This is a genomic window from Paenibacillus piscarius (genome assembly GCF_022234545.1).
Lineage (GTDB): Bacteria > Bacillota > Bacilli > Paenibacillales > Paenibacillaceae > Paenibacillus_AQ > Paenibacillus_AQ piscarius.
The window spans coordinates 45,193-68,865 of sequence record NZ_JAIEUI010000024.1; the positions used below are offsets into that span (position 1 = coordinate 45,193).

The 23,673-nt window shown below is 53.0% G+C and carries 26 protein-coding genes; 21 read left to right on the forward strand and 5 right to left on the reverse strand.

Annotated elements, in window-relative coordinates:
* Nucleotides 1-213: 213 nt before the first annotated feature.
* On the forward strand, nucleotides 214-573 hold the full coding sequence (locus K1558_RS27555; protein ID WP_238655178.1) for a replication termination protein: 360 nt from the start codon (nucleotides 214-216) through the stop codon (nucleotides 571-573).
* 38 nt (nucleotides 574-611) lie between these two features.
* Here K1558_RS27555 and K1558_RS27560 read toward each other — a convergent pair whose 3' ends face one another.
* Nucleotides 612-1,145 carry a TraR/DksA C4-type zinc finger protein gene (locus K1558_RS27560; RefSeq protein WP_238655179.1) on the reverse strand — a complete coding sequence of 178 codons (534 nt, stop codon included), beginning with the start codon at nucleotides 1,143-1,145 and terminating at the stop codon, nucleotides 612-614.
* Between the two features lie 188 nt (nucleotides 1,146-1,333).
* Here K1558_RS27560 and K1558_RS27565 point away from each other — a divergent pair, with 188 nt between their 5' ends.
* From K1558_RS27565 to K1558_RS27590, 6 genes are all read left to right on the forward strand, one after another.
* The gene (locus K1558_RS27565; protein ID WP_238655180.1) at nucleotides 1,334-1,723 is read left to right on the forward strand and encodes a DivIVA domain-containing protein; all 390 of its coding nucleotides are present in this window, start codon (nucleotides 1,334-1,336) and stop codon (nucleotides 1,721-1,723) included.
* Nucleotides 1,724-1,799: 76 nt separating this feature from the next.
* The gene (locus tag K1558_RS27570) at nucleotides 1,800-4,532 is read left to right on the forward strand and encodes a CHASE3 domain-containing protein (protein WP_238655181.1); all 2,733 of its coding nucleotides are present in this window, start codon (nucleotides 1,800-1,802) and stop codon (nucleotides 4,530-4,532) included.
* A 169-nt stretch (nucleotides 4,533-4,701) separates the two neighbouring features.
* Nucleotides 4,702-5,568: a PRD domain-containing protein gene (locus K1558_RS27575; protein WP_238655182.1), complete on the forward strand. Its 867-nt coding sequence runs from the start codon at nucleotides 4,702-4,704 to the stop codon at nucleotides 5,566-5,568.
* 20 nt (nucleotides 5,569-5,588) lie between these two features.
* Complete coding sequence (locus K1558_RS27580; protein ID WP_238655183.1) at nucleotides 5,589-6,098, forward strand: PTS sugar transporter subunit IIA; 510 nt, start codon at nucleotides 5,589-5,591, stop codon at nucleotides 6,096-6,098.
* A gap of 42 nt (nucleotides 6,099-6,140) precedes the next feature.
* Nucleotides 6,141-7,595, forward strand: a complete 1,455-nt coding sequence (nagE, locus tag K1558_RS27585) for an N-acetylglucosamine-specific PTS transporter subunit IIBC (RefSeq protein WP_238655184.1) — start codon at nucleotides 6,141-6,143, stop codon at nucleotides 7,593-7,595.
* A gap of 148 nt (nucleotides 7,596-7,743) precedes the next feature.
* Nucleotides 7,744-8,058 carry a hypothetical protein gene (locus tag K1558_RS27590; protein WP_238655185.1) on the forward strand — a complete coding sequence of 105 codons (315 nt, stop codon included), beginning with the start codon at nucleotides 7,744-7,746 and terminating at the stop codon, nucleotides 8,056-8,058.
* Nucleotides 8,059-8,211: 153 nt separating this feature from the next.
* Here K1558_RS27590 and K1558_RS27595 read toward each other — a convergent pair whose 3' ends face one another.
* Entirely contained in the window at nucleotides 8,212-8,424 is a 213-nt protein-coding gene (locus K1558_RS27595; protein ID WP_238655186.1) for a hypothetical protein, read from the reverse strand.
* A gap of 267 nt (nucleotides 8,425-8,691) precedes the next feature.
* Between K1558_RS27595 and K1558_RS27600 the strand changes: the two genes are divergently transcribed.
* Nucleotides 8,692-9,972 (forward strand): stalk domain-containing protein, encoded by a 1,281-nt coding sequence (locus tag K1558_RS27600; RefSeq protein ID WP_238655187.1) that lies wholly within the window; start codon nucleotides 8,692-8,694, stop codon nucleotides 9,970-9,972.
* Nucleotides 9,973-10,062: 90 nt separating this feature from the next.
* On the opposite strand, the gene K1558_RS27605 is transcribed toward K1558_RS27600, so the two are convergent.
* Nucleotides 10,063-10,764, reverse strand: a complete 702-nt coding sequence (locus K1558_RS27605) for an NAD(P)-dependent oxidoreductase (RefSeq protein WP_238655188.1) — start codon at nucleotides 10,762-10,764, stop codon at nucleotides 10,063-10,065.
* Nucleotides 10,765-10,967: 203 nt separating this feature from the next.
* On the opposite strand from K1558_RS27605, the gene K1558_RS27610 reads away from it, so the two are divergent.
* The 5 genes from K1558_RS27610 to K1558_RS27630 all read left to right on the forward strand — a co-directional run bounded on the left by K1558_RS27610 (nucleotide 10,968) and on the right by K1558_RS27630 (nucleotide 15,108).
* Nucleotides 10,968-11,531, forward strand: a complete 564-nt coding sequence (locus tag K1558_RS27610; protein ID WP_238655189.1) for a TetR/AcrR family transcriptional regulator — start codon at nucleotides 10,968-10,970, stop codon at nucleotides 11,529-11,531.
* 61 nt (nucleotides 11,532-11,592) lie between these two features.
* Nucleotides 11,593-12,108, forward strand: coding sequence for a sigma-70 family RNA polymerase sigma factor (locus tag K1558_RS27615; protein WP_238655190.1), 516 nt, complete (start codon nucleotides 11,593-11,595; stop codon nucleotides 12,106-12,108).
* Nucleotides 12,109-12,131: 23 nt separating this feature from the next.
* Nucleotides 12,132-13,250 carry a hypothetical protein gene (locus K1558_RS27620; RefSeq protein ID WP_238655191.1) on the forward strand — a complete coding sequence of 373 codons (1,119 nt, stop codon included), beginning with the start codon at nucleotides 12,132-12,134 and terminating at the stop codon, nucleotides 13,248-13,250.
* Nucleotides 13,247-14,230 carry an ABC transporter ATP-binding protein gene (locus tag K1558_RS27625; protein WP_238655192.1) on the forward strand — a complete coding sequence of 328 codons (984 nt, stop codon included), beginning with the start codon at nucleotides 13,247-13,249 and terminating at the stop codon, nucleotides 14,228-14,230. Before K1558_RS27620 ends, K1558_RS27625 begins: the two co-directional genes overlap by 4 nt.
* Nucleotides 14,227-15,108, forward strand: coding sequence for an ABC transporter permease (locus K1558_RS27630; RefSeq protein WP_238655193.1), 882 nt, complete (start codon nucleotides 14,227-14,229; stop codon nucleotides 15,106-15,108). Before K1558_RS27625 ends, K1558_RS27630 begins: the two co-directional genes overlap by 4 nt.
* A gap of 92 nt (nucleotides 15,109-15,200) precedes the next feature.
* On the opposite strand, the gene K1558_RS27635 is transcribed toward K1558_RS27630, so the two are convergent.
* Nucleotides 15,201-15,527 carry a winged helix-turn-helix transcriptional regulator gene (locus K1558_RS27635; RefSeq protein WP_238655194.1) on the reverse strand — a complete coding sequence of 109 codons (327 nt, stop codon included), beginning with the start codon at nucleotides 15,525-15,527 and terminating at the stop codon, nucleotides 15,201-15,203.
* Nucleotides 15,528-15,701: 174 nt separating this feature from the next.
* Between K1558_RS27635 and K1558_RS27640 the strand changes: the two genes are divergently transcribed.
* From K1558_RS27640 to K1558_RS27670, 7 genes are all read left to right on the forward strand, one after another.
* Nucleotides 15,702-16,484: a GTP cyclohydrolase II gene (locus K1558_RS27640; protein ID WP_238655195.1), complete on the forward strand. Its 783-nt coding sequence runs from the start codon at nucleotides 15,702-15,704 to the stop codon at nucleotides 16,482-16,484.
* Between the two features lie 109 nt (nucleotides 16,485-16,593).
* A complete protein-coding gene (locus K1558_RS27645; RefSeq protein ID WP_238655196.1) occupies nucleotides 16,594-17,649 on the forward strand; it encodes an ABC transporter ATP-binding protein in 1,056 nt (351 codons plus the stop codon).
* 70 nt (nucleotides 17,650-17,719) lie between these two features.
* Entirely contained in the window at nucleotides 17,720-18,514 is a 795-nt protein-coding gene (locus K1558_RS27650) for an ABC transporter permease (RefSeq protein WP_238655242.1), read from the forward strand.
* A gap of 7 nt (nucleotides 18,515-18,521) precedes the next feature.
* Entirely contained in the window at nucleotides 18,522-19,307 is a 786-nt protein-coding gene (locus tag K1558_RS27655) for an ABC transporter permease (RefSeq protein ID WP_238655197.1), read from the forward strand.
* A 209-nt stretch (nucleotides 19,308-19,516) separates the two neighbouring features.
* Complete coding sequence (locus K1558_RS27660) at nucleotides 19,517-20,500, forward strand: ROK family protein (RefSeq protein ID WP_238655198.1); 984 nt, start codon at nucleotides 19,517-19,519, stop codon at nucleotides 20,498-20,500.
* Between the two features lie 185 nt (nucleotides 20,501-20,685).
* Nucleotides 20,686-21,693: an NAD-dependent epimerase/dehydratase family protein gene (locus K1558_RS27665; protein ID WP_238655199.1), complete on the forward strand. Its 1,008-nt coding sequence runs from the start codon at nucleotides 20,686-20,688 to the stop codon at nucleotides 21,691-21,693.
* A gap of 102 nt (nucleotides 21,694-21,795) precedes the next feature.
* Nucleotides 21,796-22,341 carry a hypothetical protein gene (locus tag K1558_RS27670; protein WP_238655200.1) on the forward strand — a complete coding sequence of 182 codons (546 nt, stop codon included), beginning with the start codon at nucleotides 21,796-21,798 and terminating at the stop codon, nucleotides 22,339-22,341.
* A gap of 38 nt (nucleotides 22,342-22,379) precedes the next feature.
* Here the strand turns inward: K1558_RS27670 and K1558_RS27675 are convergent, their stop codons facing one another.
* The gene (locus K1558_RS27675; RefSeq protein WP_238655201.1) at nucleotides 22,380-22,823 is read right to left on the reverse strand and encodes a DUF4395 domain-containing protein; all 444 of its coding nucleotides are present in this window, start codon (nucleotides 22,821-22,823) and stop codon (nucleotides 22,380-22,382) included.
* Nucleotides 22,824-23,016: 193 nt separating this feature from the next.
* Here K1558_RS27675 and K1558_RS27680 point away from each other — a divergent pair, with 193 nt between their 5' ends.
* Nucleotides 23,017-23,586: a TetR/AcrR family transcriptional regulator gene (locus tag K1558_RS27680; protein ID WP_238655202.1), complete on the forward strand. Its 570-nt coding sequence runs from the start codon at nucleotides 23,017-23,019 to the stop codon at nucleotides 23,584-23,586.
* Nucleotides 23,587-23,673 lie beyond the last annotated feature (87 nt).

The following is a 23,673-nucleotide window of genomic DNA, read 5'->3' on the forward strand; positions in this document are numbered from 1 at the left end:
ATGATACCGGACATGCGGGGAGATATCATATGATTTACGGCGGGGGGCCGGGCCAATTAATAGGAGGAAGGTTATCGGGAGGAGCTCCGCCGTTTCAATCCGCCCGTTCCTGTGTATAGCATCATAGTGCCCAGAAAACGCTGTAAGCTGCATCAATAACTTGTTGTGAATGCTGGGAAACAGCGCTTATACTAGGGTAATGGGAGGTGTCTTATGGCGTTTATGATTGCCCAGCGGGCGTTTATCAAGGTGTACCTGATTACAATGGTGGAGCAGCATAAGGGGTACGGGTACCAGATGCTTGAGGATTTGCGGAGAGAGTTCAAGGCCCACGGCTATTCTCCTCCCCAAAGCGAAATCTACCGCGCCCTGCATGAGCTGGTGCAGCAAGGGATACTCTACCGCACCAAGCAGCTCAAGGGGAACGATCCCAAGGTCGATTTCCAGGAAATCGTCTTATATCATTTCACTTCCGACGGGGAGGAGAAAGCCAGGCTCTACAAAAAGCAGGTGAAGACCGACCTGGACCGCTGTCTGGGCATTCTTAACAAGGCGGTAGCGGACAACTACTGACGGAAAGGGAGCAGAATACCGGCGCTCAGCTGCCGTAGTCAGGCCAAGCGGCTTAAGCATCCTCTTCTTCCGCGTCCTGGCCCGGCGGGGTGACCGGCGAGCTTGCGCTGCCATAGTCCTCTACGGCGTCCCTGTCCTGCACCGGAAGGGGGCGGTGTCATGACATCCTCTTCTACAGGACGTCCGCCGGAATCCCGGCTGGAAGGGGCATGCTCCACGGTATACCGTGTGTAGGGAATGGCTTCAAGCCTTTCAAAAGGAATCGGTTCACCGCTGGCTTCGCAGATGCCGTATGTCCCGTCTTCCATCCGCTTCAGCGCGTCCTCTATCTCCGTCAATTCTTCGGATAATGAGGTGTTGATCGACAGGTCGCGGCTGCGCTCGAAGGTCTCGGTGCCTGTATCGGCGGGGTGATTATCCACGGAAGAGAGCTCGCCCGTTGAGAGCGTCAGCGACTCGCCCAGCAGGCTGTCCTCTGCTCCATCGGCGGAGAAATGCTGCTCCAGCCCGGCCTTGCGCTCCTCCAGGGACTGCTTCAATTGCTTAAGCTCAGCTTCGGTTAAATGGCTCATCGGGTCATCTTCCTTTCTGCGGGTTAGTGGTTATACTGTCGTCATCTTTCCTTACCCTAATGTCCCCGGATGCAATCAGCACGCGCTGCTGTGCGGAATTGGAACTTTAGTGATATTTTCAGGCTGCTTTCACCCTGTTATAATAAGTACTGCCGGACGAAAGCAGCACACACATGGAGGTTACTGATATGGACGAACATATGAAACGCCGGCTGGATAAGCAGAGGAAGCTGTTCAGCCAGCTGGGTATTACACTTGATGCGCTTACGATTCACGAGAAGGAATTCAGTATGAAGCTGCGCGGGTATGATGCCGAAGAGGTAGATACATTCCTTGACAGCGTAATTAAGGATTATGAGCGCTTCTATGCCACTATTGCGGATCTGATGGATAAGTGGCAGGAGCAGCAGATTGAGATGAAGGAATTGAAGGCGGCGGCCAAAGCGGCAACCGTGCCTGCTCCTGTTCCGGTTATTAAGGGGATTGACCCGATGGACCTGGAGGATGTCATTATGAAGCTGGAGGCCAATGTCCGTCAGCTCAAGGACCGTCTGCCCCGGACTGAAAGCTATTTATAAGCTCCGTACACCTGGATGTCTGATGAAGAGAATTGCAACCATATTAATAGCCTAACTCTGGATGGGGGTTGTACCGTTGCCGGAGAAGCAACCGTGGAGCTTGAAGATCCGTGGCAAGATCGCATTAGGATACATGATTATATTATTGATGCTGGGGCTGTTTCTGGTGATTGTCTCCAGCAGAATTACCAGTCTTGAGCGGGAAACGGTGTTCCTGAGTGACCACGATATCGAAGTTCATGAACTGACCTACCGGATCGAGAAAAATGTACTCGACATGGAGACCGGGCAGCGGGGGTACGTCCTCACCGGCGATGAAGCGTACCTGGAGCCTTTTAATGACGGGATGGTGGAATGGCGGATCAACGCTGCGAAGCTGAACAGCCTGATTACCGATAATCCGGATCAGGTCCGGAACCTGAACACCATTACCAGCAATATTGAGAAGTGGGTGGATGTGGCCGGGCAGCATGTTGTAGAGCTGAAGAAGAATGGCCATAGCGCAGCAGTAAGTGCTTTTTTTCGCAATGACACCGGCAAAAGTCTGATCGATACGATCCGCTCCCAGTCCGACTACTTCCGGGATATTGAACGCACGCTCACCAATGAGCGGATTAGCAACCTGAAGGACAGCAATCATAAACTGCTGATTACGATGTATATTCTGTGGGGCCTGGTGGTCGTGCTGGCACTGCTGATTACCTATCTGATATCGGCCAGCATTGTGGGTCCGCTGCACAGTGTTATACAGGCGATCAATAGCATCGCTTCGGGCGGCAACCGCGGAGACCGTATCCGGGTGAGAACCCGGGATGAGGTCTACGATCTGGGAACGGCGACGAATGGCTTGCTTGACAGCGTACAAAGAGAACAATGGATGAGTGAACAGCAGACCACCATGTCGATTGCCCTTCAGGAGACCACTGATTTGCCTTCGCTGTGCAAGGTGTTTGTTAACCGTCTCTCCGTTATGCTGGAAATGCAGTATGCCTCCATCTTCGTAGTCAATAAGGAGGAAGCGTTCGAGCGGATCTACAGCTACGCCGGAACCGGAGATACCGGTGAGAGCGGCGGCCCTGAGGTCATTGAACCGGGGGAAGGACTGGTCGGCCAGTGTGCACTGGATCAACGGATGAACATTGTGAAGGATTTGCCGGAAGATTACATATTGATTCAGTCGGGCCTGGGCAGAACGGCGCCGAAGTTTGCGGTGATTGCTCCGATAGTGTTTGAGAATAAGACGGTGGCTGTACTGGAGCTGGCAGCGCTGACGCAATGGGCACCCTATCATTTCAAGCTGCTGAAGGAGCTGCTGACGATGATGGGCGTTACGGTGAATTCCGTCAGGACACGGATGGAGATTCAGCGGCTGCTGCAGGATTCACAGATCATTAATGAAGAGCTGCAGGTGCAGTCTGAGGAGCTGCAGACACAGTCCGAAGAGATGCAGATGCAGACAGAGGAGCTGCAGAGCCAGACCCGTGAGCTGATCGCCGTGAACAAGGAGCTGGAGAACCAGAAGGCCGTGGCCGAGAACGCGGCTATTGAGCTGGAGCGTTACAATGAGCAGCTGGAACAGAGCAGCCGTTACAAAAGTGAGTTCCTGGCCAACATGTCCCATGAACTGCGGACCCCGCTCAACAGTATGCTGATTCTCTCCCAGCTGCTGACAGAGAACCGGAATCATACCTTAACGGAAGAAGAACAGGGCTATGCCTCTGTCATCTACAATTCAGGCAGCGACCTGCTGAGCATGATTAATGACATCCTGGACCTCTCCAAGGTGGAAGCCGGCAAAATGCATGTGGAAATGGATGCAGTGAATCTGACCGAGCTGCCTGCGCTGCTGAAAGGCTATTTCGGCCAGGTGGCTGAAGCGCAGAATGTTGCCTTCAGCGTCAGCCTGGGCAGAGAGGTCCCGGATCTGTTCTTCACCGATGAGATGCGGCTGCATCAGATTCTGCGGAATCTGCTGTCCAATGCCTTCAAATTCACGGAGCAGGGCTTAGTGTCCGTGGAGATCAAGAAGCTGGATTCCTATTCCGACCACAGTGTCCATATGTCCGGGCCTGTTCTGGCTTTCGCGGTCCGGGATACCGGCATCGGCATTTCACCCGAGAACCGGGAGCTGATCTTCGAGGCCTTCCGCCAGGCCGACGGGACGACAGCCCGCAAATACGGGGGGACGGGGCTCGGTTTATCCATCTCCCTGCAATTGGCCCGGCTGCTGGGCGGACAAATTGCTCTGGAGAGCGAGGAGGGAAGGGGCAGCACGTTCACGCTGTATCTTCCCTGCCGCGAAGGGGAGCTAGAGGAAGAGGAACCAGCCCCGCAGCGATTACCGGAAGGGGAGCCGGCAGATTCTGAGCCTGAAGAGGAGCAGTCGTGCAGCCGTGATACTCTGTTCACGAAGGAGTATGAGAAGCTTCATGGCCGGACGGTGCTGATTGTAGATGATGATACACGGAACATCTATGCGCTTCAGCAAGGGCTTGCCCCTTACGGAATGAACATTCTGACCGCCCAGACCGGTTATGAATGCCTGCAGATGGTCCGGGAGCAGCCGGAGCTGGATATCGTCCTGCTGGATATCATGATGCCGAATCTGGATGGCTATGACACCTTGTCTATCATCAGGGAAGAACTGGAGCTTAGGGATCTGCCGATCATAGCGGTCTCTGCCAAGACGATGAAGGAAGACCGGGAACGGTGCCTGTCCGCCGGAGCAACTGATTTCATCAGTAAGCCGGTACTGCTTCAGGATGTGATTACCCGGATGTGCCGCTGGATGCCCGGGCGCAGAAATTGATTGACGGAATATCCGGTATGCCTTATTATGAGAGCATAAATGATCATTTATATGCAGTTGGCGTGTTACCTTAACAGGGCATGAGCCAAGATTTGTACTCACTTCACTGAGACAATCTTGGCTCTTTTTTGTGCAAAAAATCAGGATTTAGGCCGAAAGGAGGGGCAACTTGGCGAGGGAGAATGAAACGTATCAGGTGCTGCGGGTGATCGGAAATAATGTCGTCATGGTCGAGGGCGGCAAGAAAAGCAAGGAATATGTAATTATCGGCAAGGGCATCGGATTTGCGCTCAAGGATACAGGAGTCATTGATGCGGACGATCCCCGGATTGAGAAGCTGTTCCGGCTGGAGGACCGGGAGGAATGGAGCCAGTACCAGATTCTGCTGGAGGACATTGATCCTAAGGTGATGGCGATAACGGATGAGATTATTTCCGATATCAGCGGGGCGTTTCCCGGTACGCTTAACGACAAGGTTTATTTGGCGCTCCCCAGCCATATCCAGTTTACGATTTTTCGTCTGCGGAGCGGGATGGATATTGTCAACCCGTTCCTGGAGGAGACTCGGATGACCTTTCCTAAGGAATATGAGATCGCTTACACGGCGGCCGAGAAGATCAGCGCAGCCTTCGGGGTGGAGATTCCGGAGGATGAGGTCGGCTTCCTGACCTATCACGTCTATTCTGCAGTCAGCAATGTGCCGGTCGGACAGCTCGTGAAGGCTTCGAATCTGGTCAGTGAGCTGATGGAGCTGGTGCGTCAGGAGCGCAAGATTACTTTTGAACACGGAAGCATGAATCATGTCCGGCTGGTCGTCCATTTGCGCTTCTCGATTGAGCGGATTCTGCAGGGTTCGCTCATCGACAATCCGTTTGTGAAGCATATCAAGAAGGAATACAAGGATGAATACAAGCTCGCCCAGCGGATGGGCAAGATCATGCAAGGCAAGCTCAGTGTAGACGTACCTGAAGAAGAAATCTGCTTCCTCGCCATGCATCTGCACCGGTTAATCCAGACGATAGAGAAAAATAAATAGCAGGGCAAGGAGTGATCTTGATGTTCTCAAGATGGAAATCCAAAAAAGAAGAGAAACATGCTGACACGTTCTTATCAGTAAGTGCTCCGGTCAGCGGGCAAGCGGTTCCATTATCGGAAGTGCCGGATGAGACGTTTGCCGGAGGTCATATGGGCAAGGGTGTTGCCATAGAACCTGTAGAGGGGAGATTAATCGCCCCGTTTGACGGAAGTGTTGCCCACGTGGTCCGGACGAATCATGCGCTGATCCTGGAGCATGCAACAGGTCTGCAGCTGTTGATGCATATCGGTATTGATACCGTAGGGCTGAAAGGGAATGGCTTCACCAGCCATATTGCCAGCGGGGATACCGTGAAGGCAGGCCAGACGCTGATCACCTTCGATCTGGAAGTGATCCGCAGCGCAGGTTACCGGACTATCATTCCGGTGATCGTGACCGGCAGCGGGGAGGACACCCCGGGGGTAGAGTGCCATTACGGTGCGGTATCCGCAGGAGAGAGCCGGATTCTTACAGTGGCTTCAAGGCAATAAAACATACGTATTTTACTATGAAACCAGGGGGATGATTTCATTATGTTAGCTTTTCTGCAAAAGCTCGGTAAATCACTGATGCTTCCCGTTGCCACCTTACCGGCGGCAGCCATTCTGCAAGGATTCGGACTGATTAATTACGAGAAGGACTTCCATTTGGGCAGCACCGTAGGGGGATTCCTGAACCAGTATGTGGCTCCTTTTCTGAATGCGGGCGCAGGGGCCATCTTTGGCAACCTGGCGTTAATCTTTGCGATTGGGGTCGCGATCGGGTTCGCCGGTGATGCTGTGGCAGCGCTGTCTGCGCTGATTGCTTATCAGGTGCTGGACGGTATTCTCAAGGTCATTCCAGCGCAAATGCCGTTTATCGGGGATGACGTCAAGCTGAATATGGGCGTGCTGGGCGGGATTTTTGCCGGTGCCTGGGCTGCGTTCTTATACAAGAAGTATCATAATGTCAAAATGCCTGACTGGCTGGGCTTCTTCGCAGGCAAACGCTTCGTACCCATCATTACAGCAGTAACTACCATGATTCTGGCTGTTCTCCTCGGTATGATCTGGAGCCCGATTCAGGATGTGATCAGCGACTTCGGTACCTGGGTGGTCGGTCTCGGAGGGGCAGGCGCATTTGTATTCGGTACAGCGAACCGCCTGCTGCTTCCGTTCGGCCTGCATCATGTCATCAATGCCATCGCCTGGTTCCAGCTCGGTGATTTCACGAACGCTGCAGGAGATATTGTTCACGGAGATCTGACGCGCTTCTTCGCCGGGGATAAGACCGCAGGAATGTTCATGACCGGATTCTTCCCGATTATGATGTTCGCTTTGCCTGGTGCGGCGTTTGCTTTCATTCATACTGCAAAGCCCGAGAAACGCAAAATGGTCGCTTCCATCTTCATCGGCTCGGCAATTGCTTCCTTCCTGACGGGGATTACAGAACCCCTGGAGTTCACCTTCATGTTCCTTGCGCCGGTATTGTATCTGGTACACGCTTTACTTACCGGCTTCGCGGGCTTCCTGATGTATGTGCTGGATGTCAAACTCGGATTCGGCTTCTCTGCCGGTTTGATTGACTACCTGCTGAACATGAAGCTGTCCACCAATGCGTGGATGCTGATACCGGTTGGACTTGGCTTCTTTGTTCTCTACTATGTGCTGTTCCGGTTCATTATCGTTAAGTTCAACCTGCAAACTCCTGGACGCGAGGATGAAACCAATGATGAAATGATTGATATGTCCAAGAGTGGTACATCTGTATCCTCCTCCTCCAGAGCCGCCAAAATTCTGGAGAACATCGGCGGACCGGACAATATCCGCAGCATCGATGCCTGCATCACCCGTCTGCGCCTGAACGTGGCCGATGAGAAGGCGGTGAAGGACGCCGCTCTTAAGCAACTCGGTGCCTCCGGTGTCATGCGGCTAGGGCAGGGTGCGGTACAGATTGTCTTCGGACCCCAGTCCGAGCAGATTAAGGATGAGATTAAGAGGCTGATGTAGCTCGGCGTCCGCATTTATAGAAGCAGGCATCTTAGGATGTCTGCTGTTTTTATTTGGGAGGGATTTTGCATAAAAGCTATTGCAATATCCATAATACCGAGTATAATACTTGGTATAAGCACTAACGGAGTTAAAGGAGTCGGTACACTTGCTAATTGATGATTATCTGGATTTGCTAAATTACGCTAAGTCAATTAATGATGAACAGTGGCAGGCGGATCTCCTGGAGTGCTTGAAGAATTATGCAGATCATTCAGAAGAGCAGAGCCAGGCAGATAGCGTAAGAGCGCTGTGGTCGCGGTTCGATGATATTAATGTATTGCTGATGGAATTGTTCAATAAGCTAAGAGCAGAGGAAGATTCACCGGAGAGCGGTCCATGGAAAGAGCAGATATGGGAGCTGAAGATGGAGCGGATTTACGTGGCCAAGCAGCTTCAGGAGCGGTATATAAGAATTAGATAAATAGAGAACGAACTACCGGAGATATATAAGGTTTTATGTATAGAAGCACCAATAGACATAAAAAAATGGCATGCAGTTGACTGCTCTGCCATGACATGCAAATACACAGATAAAGTGAATTTCGCAGATTCACTTTGAAGAGCTAGCCGTCAATTACTTGCTCATTTCCATCCCTTTGCGGATCATGGTCATACACATGGTCATCATTTCGTCGCATTGCTGCATTTGAGTCATGATCTTGTCCATATCCATGTCCATCATGCCCATTTCAGTCATGGTTTCCATGCACATCTTCATGTTCTTCATCTTGCTCATCATGTCCTCCATACACATGCTCATCATCATTTCCATACACTTCTGTTCCATTAATAGCTCCACCTTTCAAATTATAATAGCCTACACCTAATAAACTACTATATTTTATTGGCGAGATCAACCTTTTTATGGATATTGATACGCAATTAGTCCTCCCGTATGCGGCAGGGCTTTTCTGTATGTTTGGATATTTCTCATAAGAAGAATTTTATTTTTCCATTTATTTGTTTGAACGGCTGCTCTCCGGGTTAAAAACCTAAAAATGCGTTTGTTTACCTTCTAAATTATTACAGGTTTGAGAAAGGATGAGGGCACAGGATGAGAAACAGGCAAATAGCCGGACCCAGAATCCGGCGTATTTGGATGGTTGTACTATGGCTGGGGGTAGCGATAGCACTAAGTTTTTCAGCGGGCAAGGCGGAGGCTTCGCCTGCGGCAGGTAAAACGATCGAGGTTAATCTGGATGATAAAACGTTGTCTTTTGAAAAAGCTCCGCTATTGGATAACGGTACAACGCTGGTGCCTTTCCGCCCTCTGTTCGAGGCCATGGGCCTTAAGGTAGGCTGGGAGCCTGCACAGCAGAAGGTCACCGGCACCAAGGAAGGCCTGACGATCGTCATGACCATAGGCAGCAAGACCGCTTCTGTTAACGGCAAGAATGTGCAACTGATGCAGGCGCCTAAGATTGTTGACAGTTATACCATGGTGCCGCTCCGGTTCGTCGGGGAGTCCACTCAGGCGCTGGTAGCGTGGAATCCGTATAAGCCGCAAGTTCTCGTCTACACGGACCCGTTTCTGACCAGTAAAGGCCTGACCAAAGCAACGGCAAAGGCAGAGATTGACAAGAAAATCGCTGAATTCAAAAAAATCTACGACGAGCAGGTGGCCAGCCAGCCTCAGCAGCCCAAGCCGCCAGCGCCAGGCACGGTGCCGGGTGCGCCTGCCGGAGACGGCTCCTATAAACCGGCCGCTTCAGACCAGGTAAATCTCAGCCAACTACAGGGGATGTACTATGGCTTCAGCCCGGATTATGACGGGTATGAGTGCGGGGGGATGTGCTGGAATATCATTACCTTCCTGCCCGGGAGTAAGGTGCTGGTAGATGCTCCGCCGCAAGGCGGGCCGGAGACGATCAACTGCACGCGTGACGGCTGCCAGACCTACACCATTCAGAACGGCAAGCTGAAGCTAAGCGGCGGCGAGTCCTATGATATTGCGGTTAAATCCGGCAAGCTGTATATCGACGATGTTGAACTAAGCAGGGTGAAGACGGTGAAGAGCGGACTGACGCTAAGCGGCACTTATGTCCACCGCGGCTTCCAGGGCCTGGCTGGCATCTCTGCCGGATCGACTTCCTGGGAACGGACGCTGGTCTTCAATACCAACGGTACCTTCACCGGTGACAATCTGATGCTGGGCACTGTGCAGGGAGGTGCACCCACCACTGGCGGGGCTGGCGGTTCAGACAGCGGCTCGTACAAGATCAGCGGGAATACGATCACATTCGCTTTTGGCAACGGTAAGGTATCCAGTTCCCTATTCTTCCAGCATGATGACGGCAGCATTCAGGTCGGCGACGAGAATTATGATAAGGAATAGAATAAGGTAATAGAAAACAACGTATAGAAACGGTCCCCGGGGTTTATCCGGCGGGCCGTTTTTTCTGCAAATATAAGAATTTATATGTGCTTATCGTCCAACATTAATAATCTTTCGGCTCCAGGCCGGTTCGCTTATCCCTGCGCGCAACAAGCAGTCGGCACAATTGGCAAAAGGCAGCGCCTGCAGCGGATGGATACGGGCTAACGGACCTGCCGTATACTTGGACGTACCCTCTGCATATTGAAGCACGGATGCCCTCAAAATGACCCAGTCCAGTCCGCTGCGCATTAGCGCATCTTCAGCAGCCGCTTTATCCGTAATCGCCTTCCTGAAGATGCGGCGCATCAGGCGGACCGCCCAACGGTCGGGGACGGACAGCTCGCTGCCATCGCTCAGATTAATACCGCTCTGCATCACCAGCCGCTGAACACCGTTATGCTTGCAGGCTGCAATGATATTCGGGATTCCTTCCGACATAACGGTTCCCGGAGAGAAGTTGGCGGCCATCACTTTTTGGGCAGCCTTGAGGTTGGCCAGGCCTCCGGCACCGTCGCCGACAGTGAAGTTACTGGACGGACCGATGCAGCTGATCACCACATCACTTCCAGCGAGAGCTTTCACCATACTGGATTTGTCGAATACATTTCCTTGCCGGACAGTGAGTCCTTGGGCGGGAGAGACCGCCTCCGGTCTGCGGACGACAGCAGTCACCCTATGCCCGGAGGCCAGTGCCTGCGCTAAGACTCTGCTGCCAGTACCTCCTGTAGCTCCAATAATGGCAATATTCATATGCTTTTCTCCTTGTTCTATAGATATTCAACTGTCATTTGCTCTTGCAGCCAATAATACACAGTAGTGAATTATTAAGCAGGTATGTATAATATGAGGCAGACCCATAACGGATACAAGTCTTAAAATGATGTGTTTCGTGCATTAAATCACATATTCAGAAGAATTGTGCAGTAATTTACAGGAAAGCTGGTGACAGGCACATGCCCAAGACCGACCGGAGAATCCGCAAATCGCAAGAAGCGATTAAGAAGGCATTAATTGAGCTGATGGCCGAGCGGGAATTCGATCAGATAACGCTACAGGACATTTCCGACCAGGCGGATGTCAGCAGAAGAACCATCTATCTTCATTATATGGACAAATTCGATCTGCTCGACAAGCTTATCGAAGAACATATCAGCAATATCCGGGAAATCTGCGAGCGTACAGAAGATGATACCGGGTACGCCGAGATGGGTCTTAAGTGGTTTGAATATTTCAGAGAGCATACCTTATTCTTCTCGGCTCTGCTGGGGAGTAAGGGCAGCCCGTTCTTCCGCCAGCGCTTCCTGGAATTTTTTCTTGGAGAACTGGAGAAGGATAACAGTATATCCGGCAAAGGGAAAGCGGAGCAGCCCAAAGGGTTGAACGTCGAGATCCAGTTTCTGGGCTCCGCTATAGTAGGGGTGGTAGAATGGTGGTTCAGAAACGGCCGGCCGCTTCCTCCTGAGGTCATGGCACAGCGGGTTGGGGCCTTGCTGGAGAGAAATCTCGGTACATTGTGATACAAAACGGCGAGAACCTTCGTCTTTCTTATAGCTGCAGCGGATAAGGAGGATTTACCTGATGACTATTCCGGAATCAGACCAATTTAAATTGATATTTTATGAGCATTACCCAAGTGTACGCCGCAAGCTGGCGGCACTGGTGAGAGATGAGAGTGCGGCCGATGATCTGGCGCAGGAGGTCTTTCTCAGACTGTACCGCAATCCGCCGGATGATCCTGCGGCCCTTGGCGCCTGGCTGCACCGGGTGCTTACGCGGATTGGGTACGATTATTTGAACAAAAGAGTGAGAGAGCAGCGCCTGATCAATAAGCAGGAGCTGATGTATGATCCGAAGGCGGCTGCTCCTACCGGGGAAGAAGTTGTGCTGAGCAAGCTCGATCAGGAGGATGTGCGGAGCTGGCTGGAGGATCTGCCTGAACGGGACCGGCAGGCGCTCTTATTGAAGTACTCGGGCTACAGCTACGCTGAGATCGCAGGCGAGCTGGGCGTGAAGCCGCCGGTGGTCGGAACACTCTTAAGCCGGGCAACAGCCAAACTGAAACACCATGCGGTGAAATCGATTCCGCAAGAATAAAGAGATCCGGGAGGAAAGATACCATGAATAGAGACAACGGAAGTTCCCGGCCCTTGGGCACGGACGAAGCCTGGGCTAAATTACAGGAGAAGCTTGGAGCAGAGCCGGTCAATCCGGTATGGGCATCATGGGGCAAGCAGGAGACGGCTTCGGCAGCATCTACGGATGGTAATCAACTGACGGGAACAGTGGCAGGAAGCGAAGCGCTCACGCCATCTGCAGCTGAATACCAGGCGGCAGAACCGGTTCAGCCGCCAAGCACTGGCCGCAAGCCGCGCAGACCTCTGATGAGCCGCAGCCGCAAATGGGTTGCAGCAGCAGCAGGTGTAGCCGTCTTCGCCGCCATTCTGGCGACTCCGGTGGGGAATACAGCGATGGCAGCTCTGCTGAACCAGTTCAAGATGCAGGAGGCTGCAGTTGTGTATGAGAACGACCTGCGCAGTATGTTCTATCAGATCGCAGAGGATGGCAATATTACGAAGTCGCTTGAAACCTTCGGCGATATCTCGATTACAAACGGCGAGATAAAGGGCGGTGTGCCCGTGAAGGATATTCAAAGAATAATGGGGTATGAGCCGTTGAAGGGTACGGTGGTGGGAGATCTGAAGTACGCCCAGGTTACCGGAACCCATGATATTACACTCAAGCTGAAGGTAGACGAGGTGAACCGGGCGCTCAAGCGTATGGGCTCTGACAAGCTGCTGCCGGAATCTGTGGATGGCAAGCCGATCACGCTCCACATCCCCGAGACAGTTAGTTATGACCTGTCCAGCGGTCAGCACTGGGCCAGCCTCTCACAGATGAATACCCCTGTGGTTACAGTAGATCCTTCTGTGAATCTTGACGAGGCGGTTGATGCGGTTGTCAACTTCCCGCTGATTCCTGATGAGCTGAGAAGCAGCCTGCAGAAGAGCCGGATCTTGTCGGGCGACCTGCCGATGCCGCTCATTAAGGGCAATCTTGATGAACAGATTACGGTTGCCGGTACGCCGGTTATTCTGAGCGAAGTAAGATTCGCCAGCGGCAGCAACTACACAGCAGTCTGGGTGAAGAACGGGCAGGTTATGCAGCTGAGCGGCGGGGATGTCTACCCTGACCGGGAGCAATTCCTGCAGAAGGTACAGGAGTTGATTGCACCATGAGCAGCATCCCTGCGATTGATGCGAACGGACTGACCAAGATATATTCTAATGGCCGCGGCTGCCGGGACGTTACGCTCACTGTGGGGAAAGGGGAAGCCTTCGGCTTCCTCGGCCCCAATGGCGCCGGCAAGAGCACCTTCGTCAAGATGCTGGTTGGACTCCTCTCGCCGACGGACGGCCAAGCTTCCATTCTGGGGCATCCGCTGGGCTCGCTTGAGGCCAAAATGAAGATCGGCTATCTGCCGGAGCTGTACCGCTATCAGGAATGGCTGACCGGTGAAGAGGTGGTCAGGCTGCATGCCAAGCTATGCCGGATTCCGAAGGCGGACGCGGACCGGAGAATTCCGCAGCTGCTTACTGAAGTGGGCATCGGACAACGCGGGAAGGACCGCGTTAAGCATTATTCCAAAGGAATGCAGCAGCGGCTGGGTCTGGCCTGTGCGCTGGTCAACGAGCCGGAGGTTCTTTTCCTGGATGAGCCGTCCTCAGCACTTGATCCGATCGGGAGAATGGAAGTGCGGAGAATTCTGCAGCGGCTTAAGGAGAGAGGAATCACCATTTTTCTCAACTCTCATCTGCTTGAGGATGTTGAAGTGCTGTGCGACCGGATGGCCCTTCTGAATGGCGGGGCGGTCCTGCGGCACGGCAGCGTAGCGGAGATGCTCAGCAAGCAGACAACCTGGAGGTTCAAAGTGGGCGGATACACGCCTTTTTTGCTGTCCTGGTTAAATGAGCATACAGGGTTATCCGTCCGCCAATCGGCGGCCGCAGGCAACCGGGCAGGTGGAGAGCCTGCGCCGGATGACAGTATCGTGTGGCTGGAGGCAGAGCTGGACCACGAAGAACAGGCAGGCTGGCTGAATGGGCTGATCGTCGAACAGGGAATGACACTGTATGAGGTGATCCGCCAGACACAGCGGCTGGAGGGCTGGTTCATGGATGCAGTATCCGGGCTGAATCACAGGGGGGAGAAGGAATGACAACTATACTAGCAATGACCTGGAAGGAAATGCTGCGCAAAAAAGTAATGCTGCTGACCTTGCTGCTGACTATAGTGTTCCTGATTGCCTTCTGGTTCGTAGCGGACACCATCGCAATGAACGACCCTGGGCCGGGTACGCTGGCTAACGACAATGGGTTGTTTATTCAGTACATGAACGGAGCGTTCATCTTAAGTCTGGGCTTCTTCTTCGGTGCTTTCGTCATCGCCTTCCTGGCAATCTTCAGCTCCTTCTCGGTCATTGCCGGAGAAGCGGAGCAAGGAGTCATGCAGGCACTCCTGCCCCGGCCGCTGCCGCGCTGGAAGTGGTATCTCGGACGCTGGCTGGGCTTCGTTACGCTTGGGATCTTCTATGCCTTTATCCTGTTTACAGCCATTCTGCTGATTACAAGCGCGCATGCAAATGTTCCAAGAGATGTCTGGGTGCTGGCAAGGTCATTTCTGCTGTTTGGTTCCGTGGTCCCGTTGCTGATTTCTGTGTCTATGCTGGGCTCAGGTATATTCTCCGCTCTCGGAAACGGTGTGTTCATGACGATGCTTTATGGTGCCGGGTTTCTGGGGGGGATGATCGATAAGATCGCCGGGTCATTGCGGCTGGAGGCTGATGCTCTTAAGGTACTGCAGAATCTGACCGGAATGATATCCATGCTGATGCCGGCGGATACACTCCAGCGCAGAATGACCGTTGAGCTGTTCAGCCTGAAGGATCTGAATGGGTTCGTATCGCTGAACAACGGGCCGCTCAGTCTGCTGAATATCAGTTCTTTTCCGTCCAATGCCTTTATTCTGTATGCAGCGGGCTACACCGTGCTTGTATTCGCCCTTGGACTTCTGCTATTCCAGCGTAAAGATCTGTAGAATGCATTCAATTGCCGTAAAATCAAAGCAGCGCCCCCAAAATCTCCTTGCTAAGGAGCTTCAAGGGCGCTGCTTCGTGTGCAGAGCGGCACTCATTTGGTCGCGCCGATCTCGATCCATTCCGTGGACCAGTTGCTGATCTCGCCTAGAATGGGGGCTAGTGCTGTACCTTTCTTAGTCAGCGAGTACTCAATCCGTACAGGAATCTCAGGATATACTGTGCGCTGTATAATGCCTTCGTTCTCCATTTCCTTGAGCCGGTCGGATAATACCTTGCCGCTTAAATTGGACAAGCAATGCTCAATTTCCCCGAACCGCCGGGGCCCATCCATCAGGACGAAAACTATAAGCGCGACCCACCGTTTGCTGAGCACATCCACTGCCTTCTCAAAGCGGGGACACATCTCGAATTCATTCATTAGGATCACCTCGACATTCATTATATCATAAACTTACAATAAGTAATTATAAATATTTAAATATATGTTATAACTTGACGAAGTTATATTACAATGATAAACTAACTTACAAATAGTTACTGAAGTCAAACGATAATTAAACGATGTGATCAAAACTTTTAGGACGGTGCTATCATGACAAAACCAGATATCCTTACTATATTGCAGAACAAAATCCAGCACATCTCCATGGACAACTCCACGAACATCCTGGTCGGACCGATTAAGCTGCCTGTTAATCTGGACGGAGAGACGGTTACCTTCCAGTGGTACAGCTGGTTCAAGGTGACGGATGATGAACTCCGTCAGGCTGAGGGCACGGCAGCGACAGAGCTGCTCATTTCGCGCCTGTCATCGATGAGCCTTGCAGATGGACAACAGTCGAGTGTGCTCGTATACGGTGATTTCGAGCATTCCGAGGATGCGCTGATCCGGATGCACAGCATCTGCCATACCGGAGATATCTTCGGCAGCAAGCGCTGCGATTGCGGCTTCCAGCTGCACCAGTCGATGAAGATGATTGCACAGCATGGCGCCGGGGCACTCTTCTATCTCGCCAATCATGAAGGCAGAGGCATTGGCCTGTTCAGCAAGGCGATGGCTTACCTGCTTCAGGAAGAGGGATATGATACGGTGGAGGCCAATCTGGAGCTGGGCTTTGCCGATGATTCCAGAGATTACAGCGACGCGATCAGCGTGCTGCAGCGCCTGCGCAGCAAGCCGGTTACCCTGATTACCAATAATCCGAAGAAGCTGGAGGCGCTCAGAGCTGCCGGAATGAACACGGTCAAGCGGGTGCCGCTGTGGGGCGATGTCTCGGTCTTCAATGAGAAGTACCTGCGGACGAAGGTTCTCCGTTCCGGGCATCTGGAGGCCGTGCCGGATGCAGACTATCTGGAAGGCCGGGTGGCCAAATAAGCTTGACGCATTACGGTGCTCCTGAACATGCAGGAAATAGGTAGTACTTTTGCATCCGTTCTATTATAATGGGGTACTGAACCTAATTCTTAGCTTAGTGAGGTAACCTATGAATGCTATTCAAGTGCAGGACTTGCGCAAGACCTTCAAAGTCCAAAAAAACCGCGAGGGCCTCAAAGGGGCCTTCGCTGATTTGTTTAAACGGCAATATTCCGAGGTGACCGCAGTGAAGGATATTTCCTTCACGATCCCGGAGGGCGAAATCTGCGGGTACATTGGCGAGAATGGAGCCGGTAAATCGACCACGATCAAGATGCTTACCGGAATTCTGGTGCCTACCGCCGGCAGCCTGTCGGTTGGCGGTTTCGTGCCGTATGAGGAGCGGGAGAAGTTCGTCCAGAACATCGGCGTCGTCTTCGGCCAGCGCAGCCAGCTCTGGTGGGATATTGGGGTCATTGAATCATTCCAGCTCCTGCGCAAGGTGTACCGTGTGCCTGAGCAGGAGTTCAAGAAGCGTCTGGATGAGCTGGTAGAACGTCTGGAGCTTCAGGAGCTGCTGAACCGCCCCGTGCGGAAGCTGAGCCTGGGCCAGCGGATGCGCTGTGAGCTGGTCGCTGCACTGCTGCATAATCCGTCCATTCTGTTCCTGGATGAGCCTACGATCGGTCTCGATATTGTCGTGAAATCGGAGATCCGCGAATTCCTGAAGGATATGAACCGGGAGCATGGCACCACCATTCTCTTGACCACCCATGACCTGCAGGACATTGAAGCGTTATGCTCCCGGGTCATTATGCTGGATGACGGACGGATTATCTATGACGGGGGTCTGGAGGATCTGAAGCAGCGCTGGGGTACCGGACGCGAGGTGCAGTTCCAGTTCGGAACAGCTACGAAGCTCCAGCAGCTGATCGCCTGGACGGAAGGGATGCCGGTGACCTGGACCGCCGAGAACGAGCTGGGGGCCAAGGTCTGGATTCCGCTGGAGCTGAACGTATCGGATGTGCTGGGCCGCGTTGTAGGACAGGCCGATATTACCGATATCAAAATCATCGAGACCAACACGGACGACATCGTCCGCAGCATCTACCAGTCGGGCTCGGCGGAGAAGCCGGAAGAGCGGATCGCTGCTCTGAGCGATGAGAAAGAGGAGCTCCATGTCTAAACGGCTGGCAACGGCAGTACCTTCCTCCGGCGGAGGCTCCAGCGATGCCCCGAACAGCGGGTGGAGGCTGCTGCTGGGTGCTTACTTCGACTTCATCCGCATCCGGTTCCTGACGATGCTCGCGTACCGCGTGAATTATTATTCGGGTATCCTGATCTATACGCTCAACATCGGAGTCAATTATTTCACCTGGCGGGCGATCTACGGGGACGGCCAGTCGCTGGGCGGCTTCACCGGAGCGCAAATGACGACATATGTTGCGGTCTCATGGATGGCGAGGGCCTTCTATTTCAATAACCTGGACCGGGAGATTTCTACGGATATCCGGGACGGCAGCATCGCGATCCAGTTCATCCGGCCTTATAATTATGTGCTGGTCAAAATGATGCAGGGTCTCGGCGAAGGCGTGTTCCGCTTCATGATGCTCATGATCCCGGGCATGGTGATTGCCATCCTGCTGTTTCCGGTGCAGCTGCCTGCCGAGCCTTCGGCCTGGGCGGGCTTCCTGGTCATGCTGTTCTTCAGCTTCCTGATCAGCTCGCAGATCAACATCATCACCGGCTTGTCCGCCTTCTTCGTGGAGAACAATGAGGGGATGATGCGCATGAAGCGTGTGGTCGTGGACCTGTTCTCCGGCCTGATCGTGCCGATCACCCTGTTCCCGGACTGGCTGGCCACGGTGCTGAAGGTACTTCCCTTTCAAGCCATTACGTATCTGCCGGGCTCTGTATTTACAGGCCGGGTGCAGGGCGTAGGCATCTGGAATGTGCTGGGAATCCAGGTCATCTGGTTCCTGATCCTGCTGATTCCGATTGTCTGGCTATATCACGCGTCGCGCCAGCGGCTGTTCGTGCAGGGGGGTTAAGCGAAGCATGTATTACCTGGGCTTGTTAATAGAATATCTGAAGAATTATATGAAAACACGGCTGACCTACCGCGCGGATTTCTGGGTTGAAGTTATCTCTGATCTGCTGTTCCAGGCCACGAACTTTATTTTCATTCTGGTCATCTTCATGCACACGGACAGCCTGGGCGGCTGGAATCAGAACGAAGTCGTCTTCGTCTACGGCTTCTTCATGGTGCCGTTCGGTGTGTTCAGCTGCTTCGTTAATATGTGGGGCTTCAGCGAGCGCTATATCGTCAAAGGCGAGATGGACCGCATCCTGACCCGGCCGGCGCATAATCTGTTCCAGATCTTCCTGGAGAATGTGGACCCGCCTTCACTGTTCGGCTCTGTCATTGGGCTGATTGTCATGGCGATCAGCGGCAGCAATCTGGGCCTGCCGTTTGAATGGTGGACCGTGCCGATGCTGATTCTGCTGACGCTCAGTGCGGTGGCCATCTACACAGGCATCTATACGACACTAACCTCGTTGTCGTTCTATTCGGATGCGCCGACCGGCATTCTGCCGCTCATGTACAACATTCAGACGTATGGGCGTTATCCGGTGACCATCTACAACCGGGCGATTCAGGTGCTGCTGACCTGGATCATTCCGTTTGCTTTTGTCGGCATCTATCCGGCCGCCTTGTTCCTGCACCGCGATGAGATGAGAACCATGGCGCTGCTGACCCCGGTAGTGGGCGCGGTCTTCCTCAGCATCGGCCTGATGGCCTGGAGCTATGGCGTGAAGCGGTATAAGGGTGCCGGTTCATAAGGCGTATTGTGGTATAGAGGAGAGAAGCAAGAAATAATAGGGTTGTCCCGCAGCTTGGTAACAGGGCTGCAGGGCAGCCCTGTTTGTATTGCATCATTTCAAGTGAAATGTGCTATTAGGAAGCTCGGAAATTACTATCTGCCTGTATTTTGAAAGCGCATAATGAAGATAGAAGATTCAGTGAACTATAAGGGAAAGAAGGGCGAGGCATGGAGGATACATATATTATCGGGATCGATTTGGGCGGAACCAATATCAAGGCTGGTCTGTTCAATGAGCAGTTTGCAGCAGTTGAGGAGCTGACGATTCTTACAGAAGCACAGGAGGGTCCGGCCCATGTGCTGGAGCGGATCAGGCTTGCGGTAGCACAGCTATGTGAGCGGGGCGGGATCGGGGAGCGGCAGATCACTTGTATGGGGATGGGCATACCGGGCCTGCTGGACCCGGAGGAAGGGCTGTCGGTGTTCTCGCCAAATTTTCCCGGCTGGGAAGAGGTTCATGTGGTGAATGAGCTGAAGCCGTATTATGACTTCGATATCTATATCGATAATGATGTACGGGTCAATCTCTACGGGGAGTGGCAGCAGGGCGCAGGGCGGGGGTACCGCAATTTGCTCTTGCTTACACTGGGCACCGGCCTTGGCTCAGGTATTGTCCATGATGGCAAGGTGCTGTACGGTACCACCTTCAGTGCAGGTGAAATCGGACATATGAACATGTTCCGTCAGGGGCGTCCCTGTCGCTGCGGCAGCTCCGGGTGCCTCGGCCGCTATGTGTCAGCGGTGGGGATGGTTAATACCTTCAAGGAGAAGCTTCAGGAAGGGAGAACCAGCGTGATTGGGAACTGGACGGAGCATGATCCTGAACGAATCACAGCGAAGATGATATCTGAGGCTTATGATCTTGGGGACCTGCTCGCTGTCGAGGTGATGCATGAGACCGGGGAGCTGCTGGGGTTCGGACTGGCGAATGTGATTAATCTGCTGAACCCGGAGCTGATTATCATCGGAGGCGGCATGTCCGCAGCGGGAGACCGCCTTCTTCGCCGGGTTCGAGAAACGGCAGATGCCCATGCACTGAAGCTCTCAAGCAGCCATTGCCGGATTGTCCAGGCCGAGTTAGGCAGCCGTGCGGGTACTCTGGGTGCAGCAGTCTATGCGCATCAACGCAAACACAGAGGAAGAGACAGTTAAAGGAAGGCAGAAAGAGCTGCACGGACTAATCCATGGACTTATGCGAAACTATTGAACTTCAATAATTCACCATATGTCCATATAAAAGCATAAATCCGACATCAATCGTCAAATAATCCCAATGAATACAGGATATAGAAGAAGGTATACTTAGGGCAGTTTGAAAGAGAAAGAGGAGAAGGAAAGTGAAAACCATCATTCATCAACCTGGATCAGCTCCTGAAGATCCTCACCTGCCGGCGGAGAAGCCGGGCGGTGTCAGAAGTCTCGTCATCGGCGGAAATGGAGGGCTGGGCTATTCGATTACACAGGAGCTGCTCTCCCGGGGAAGGCTGGTTACTTCGACCTATCACCGTTCCAATCAGGCGCTTAGCACACTGAGAGGACCACTGCTGACAATGTCTGCACTGGATGTGCAGGACGAGCAGGGACTTGAGGCTGTCCTGCGCGGAGTAACGAACGTCTATTTCTGCCTTAATGTGCCTTATGCAGATTGGTATTCCGTTATGCCGGAGGCGCTGGAACGGCTGACGAGCCGGCTTGGACCCGGCCAGACGCTGGTCTTCCCGGGCAACGTCTACGGATACGGCAAGCTTCAATATCTGCCGGCGGATGAACGTCACCCTAAGGCGGCGCTGACCCGCAAGGGCCGGCTGCGCAACCGGATGGAAGAGCAATTGGTGAATCAGTCTGCCCAGCGCGGGTTCAGGTTCATCATCCCCAGGTACCCGGATTATTATGGACCTAATGTAACGAACCGGTTGTTTGGAGCGATTTTTAGCAGGGCCCTGGAGGCGAGAACCCTTCTGTGGCCGGTGAAGCTAGATGTCCCCCGTGATCTGGTCTATGTGGGTGATGCGGCCAGGGCCGCAGTGCTGCTTGCGGAGAGCGGAGAGACGGGGGAGTGGCATATCTCGGGCTCCGGCGCGATTGAGGGCCAGCTATTTCTGCATCAGATTCAGGATGCCGCAGGCAGTCCAAGGAAATGCCGGGCACTGCCGGGCTGGGCGGTCAGGCTGGCAGGCCTTTTGGATAGCGAGGCGAGAGAGCTTCATGAGCTGTTATACGGGTTCGAGTATCCGCTGCTGCTATGCGACAGCAAATTCATGAAGAGATTCCATGATTATTCACCGACTCCATATAAGAAGGCCATCAAAGAGACCATTCAGTGGTTCCGCGAGCAGCAGGGTTGAACATACAGGCATCCGCCAATTTTGATTATCCCGCTTCAGGAATTGTACGGCCTCCAGGGTAGCATGATATGCTGTAGACACCAATGACAGAGGAGTGTACTGATGAAACGGGATATTCAGCATGTGCCATATGGCTATGAAGCGCCGCCTGCCGGGCGTAAAGGAACATTGATCTTCTATGATTCATTCGAGCACATCACCGGTGAAGAGCTGATGAAGGCAGCAGCGGCAGCGGCAGAACGGAAGTTCAGCAAGCTGGTGCTGTACCCGCTGCACGAGGAAACGGTACGGCGGATGACGAAGGAGCCGGTGAAGCCTTTGTACAAGCGGGAGGACCGGCTGCATGAGTGGAAACGGGAGCAGGGGCAGTCCTTCATTACGGTCGAGGGTCTGGAGGGAAAAAGAAAGAAGTATACCCCGCTGGATACCGCGCTGCGTCATATCGCTGGGGTCTATGCCGCACCGTATTTTCTCTACCTGACGCCGGATATGGCCAATCTGTTCGCTTCCTTCTCCTCCTTCGAGGAGTGGATCGTTAAGCTCCGCCTGCTGCTGTCTGAGGCACCGGCTCAAGTCCATCCGCGCCTGGAGAAGTTCCGCCACCGTTGGGATGTGGCAGGCGGGGATGGGATGCCGCATACACCGTAGGTTCGCAGCAGGCTCCGCGGCATGAATGAGCGCTCTGTTTATTTATGAAGCTGTGTCTGCTTACGTCTGTAGGTGTACATTCTCCATTGATAATGGATGAAGCAGCCGATGCAGAACCCCAGGATGGCGACTGTTGCCGCGATTCCGACCATGATTGTGAAGAGATAACCGGCAACCGTCCAGCCGGCAGCAAAGCTAACCAGTCCCGCAGCCAGACAGAAGACGGCGATCTTCTGATTGAATTGCTGCTGCTCCGGGTCTTCAAGCACATAAGCAGAGCGCGGCTTAGTCAGCAGCCTGCTACTCAGCTTCATAATAGGGTTATAGCCGAAGAGAAGGCCGGATAGTCCGGCAGCAAGCGGAAGCGCAAGAATCCAGCGGTATCCGGTGAATAAGGCAAACAATACTGAGATAACAATAAAAGCCTGATTGATCTTCACAAGCGGCCGGGGAATTCCCTGAACGGAAGGTGCTTGATCCATTGAAATCATACCTTTCATATTGGAATAATGAATTTATTTTAAATTATATAGATACAACGGATACATGGCAATCCATAAGTTTTAAGATTCAAATTTGAAACAAAAATCTATTGACATTAAGAGATTTTTTGTGGTTTCATTATGTAGACCAATTGTTATAATGGCAGATTGTCGTGATAAGGAAGTGTCCAGCTTGTCGAACAAGCATAATGCACGCGAAGCTATTGTGGATACGGCTTCCAGATTGTTTTTTACGCAAGGCTATCATGCTACCGGGCTGAATCAGATCATCAGAGACAGCGAATCGCCTAAGGGATCATTGTATTATTACTTCCCAGACGGCAAAGAGGAGCTGGCGCTGACCTGCATTAACCGGACTAGTGAAGAAGTGGCGGGTTCTCTGAGGCATTACATGGAGAGCGAGGACACGGCGGCGCTTGCTGTCCAGCAATTCATACTGTCTATTGCAGAGACCGCCGAGACAACCTCTTTTGAGGGACTGGTTCCGTTCAGCTTCTGGGTGGCGGCCGAAACATCCTGTGTCAGCGATCAGCTGCGCAGTGCCTGTCAGTGTGTGTTCAAGGATTGGCAGGATGTGATCGCGCGGCGTCTGATTGGGGACGGGATGGAGGAGGAGGCCGCAGAACGCAAGGCCATTGTTGTAGTATCTTTATTCGAGGGCGCGCTGCTGCTGGCCTTGACAAGCAAGAGTACGCACCCGCTGGTTGTGGCAGCAGAGAGCATCCCGGCCATACTGGCGTAACCGTAATGGGATGTAATGGATGCAAGCAAGAAGCAACACCTACAGAGAGAGTATATAGAAGAACATCAGGAGGATACGAGAGTGAAC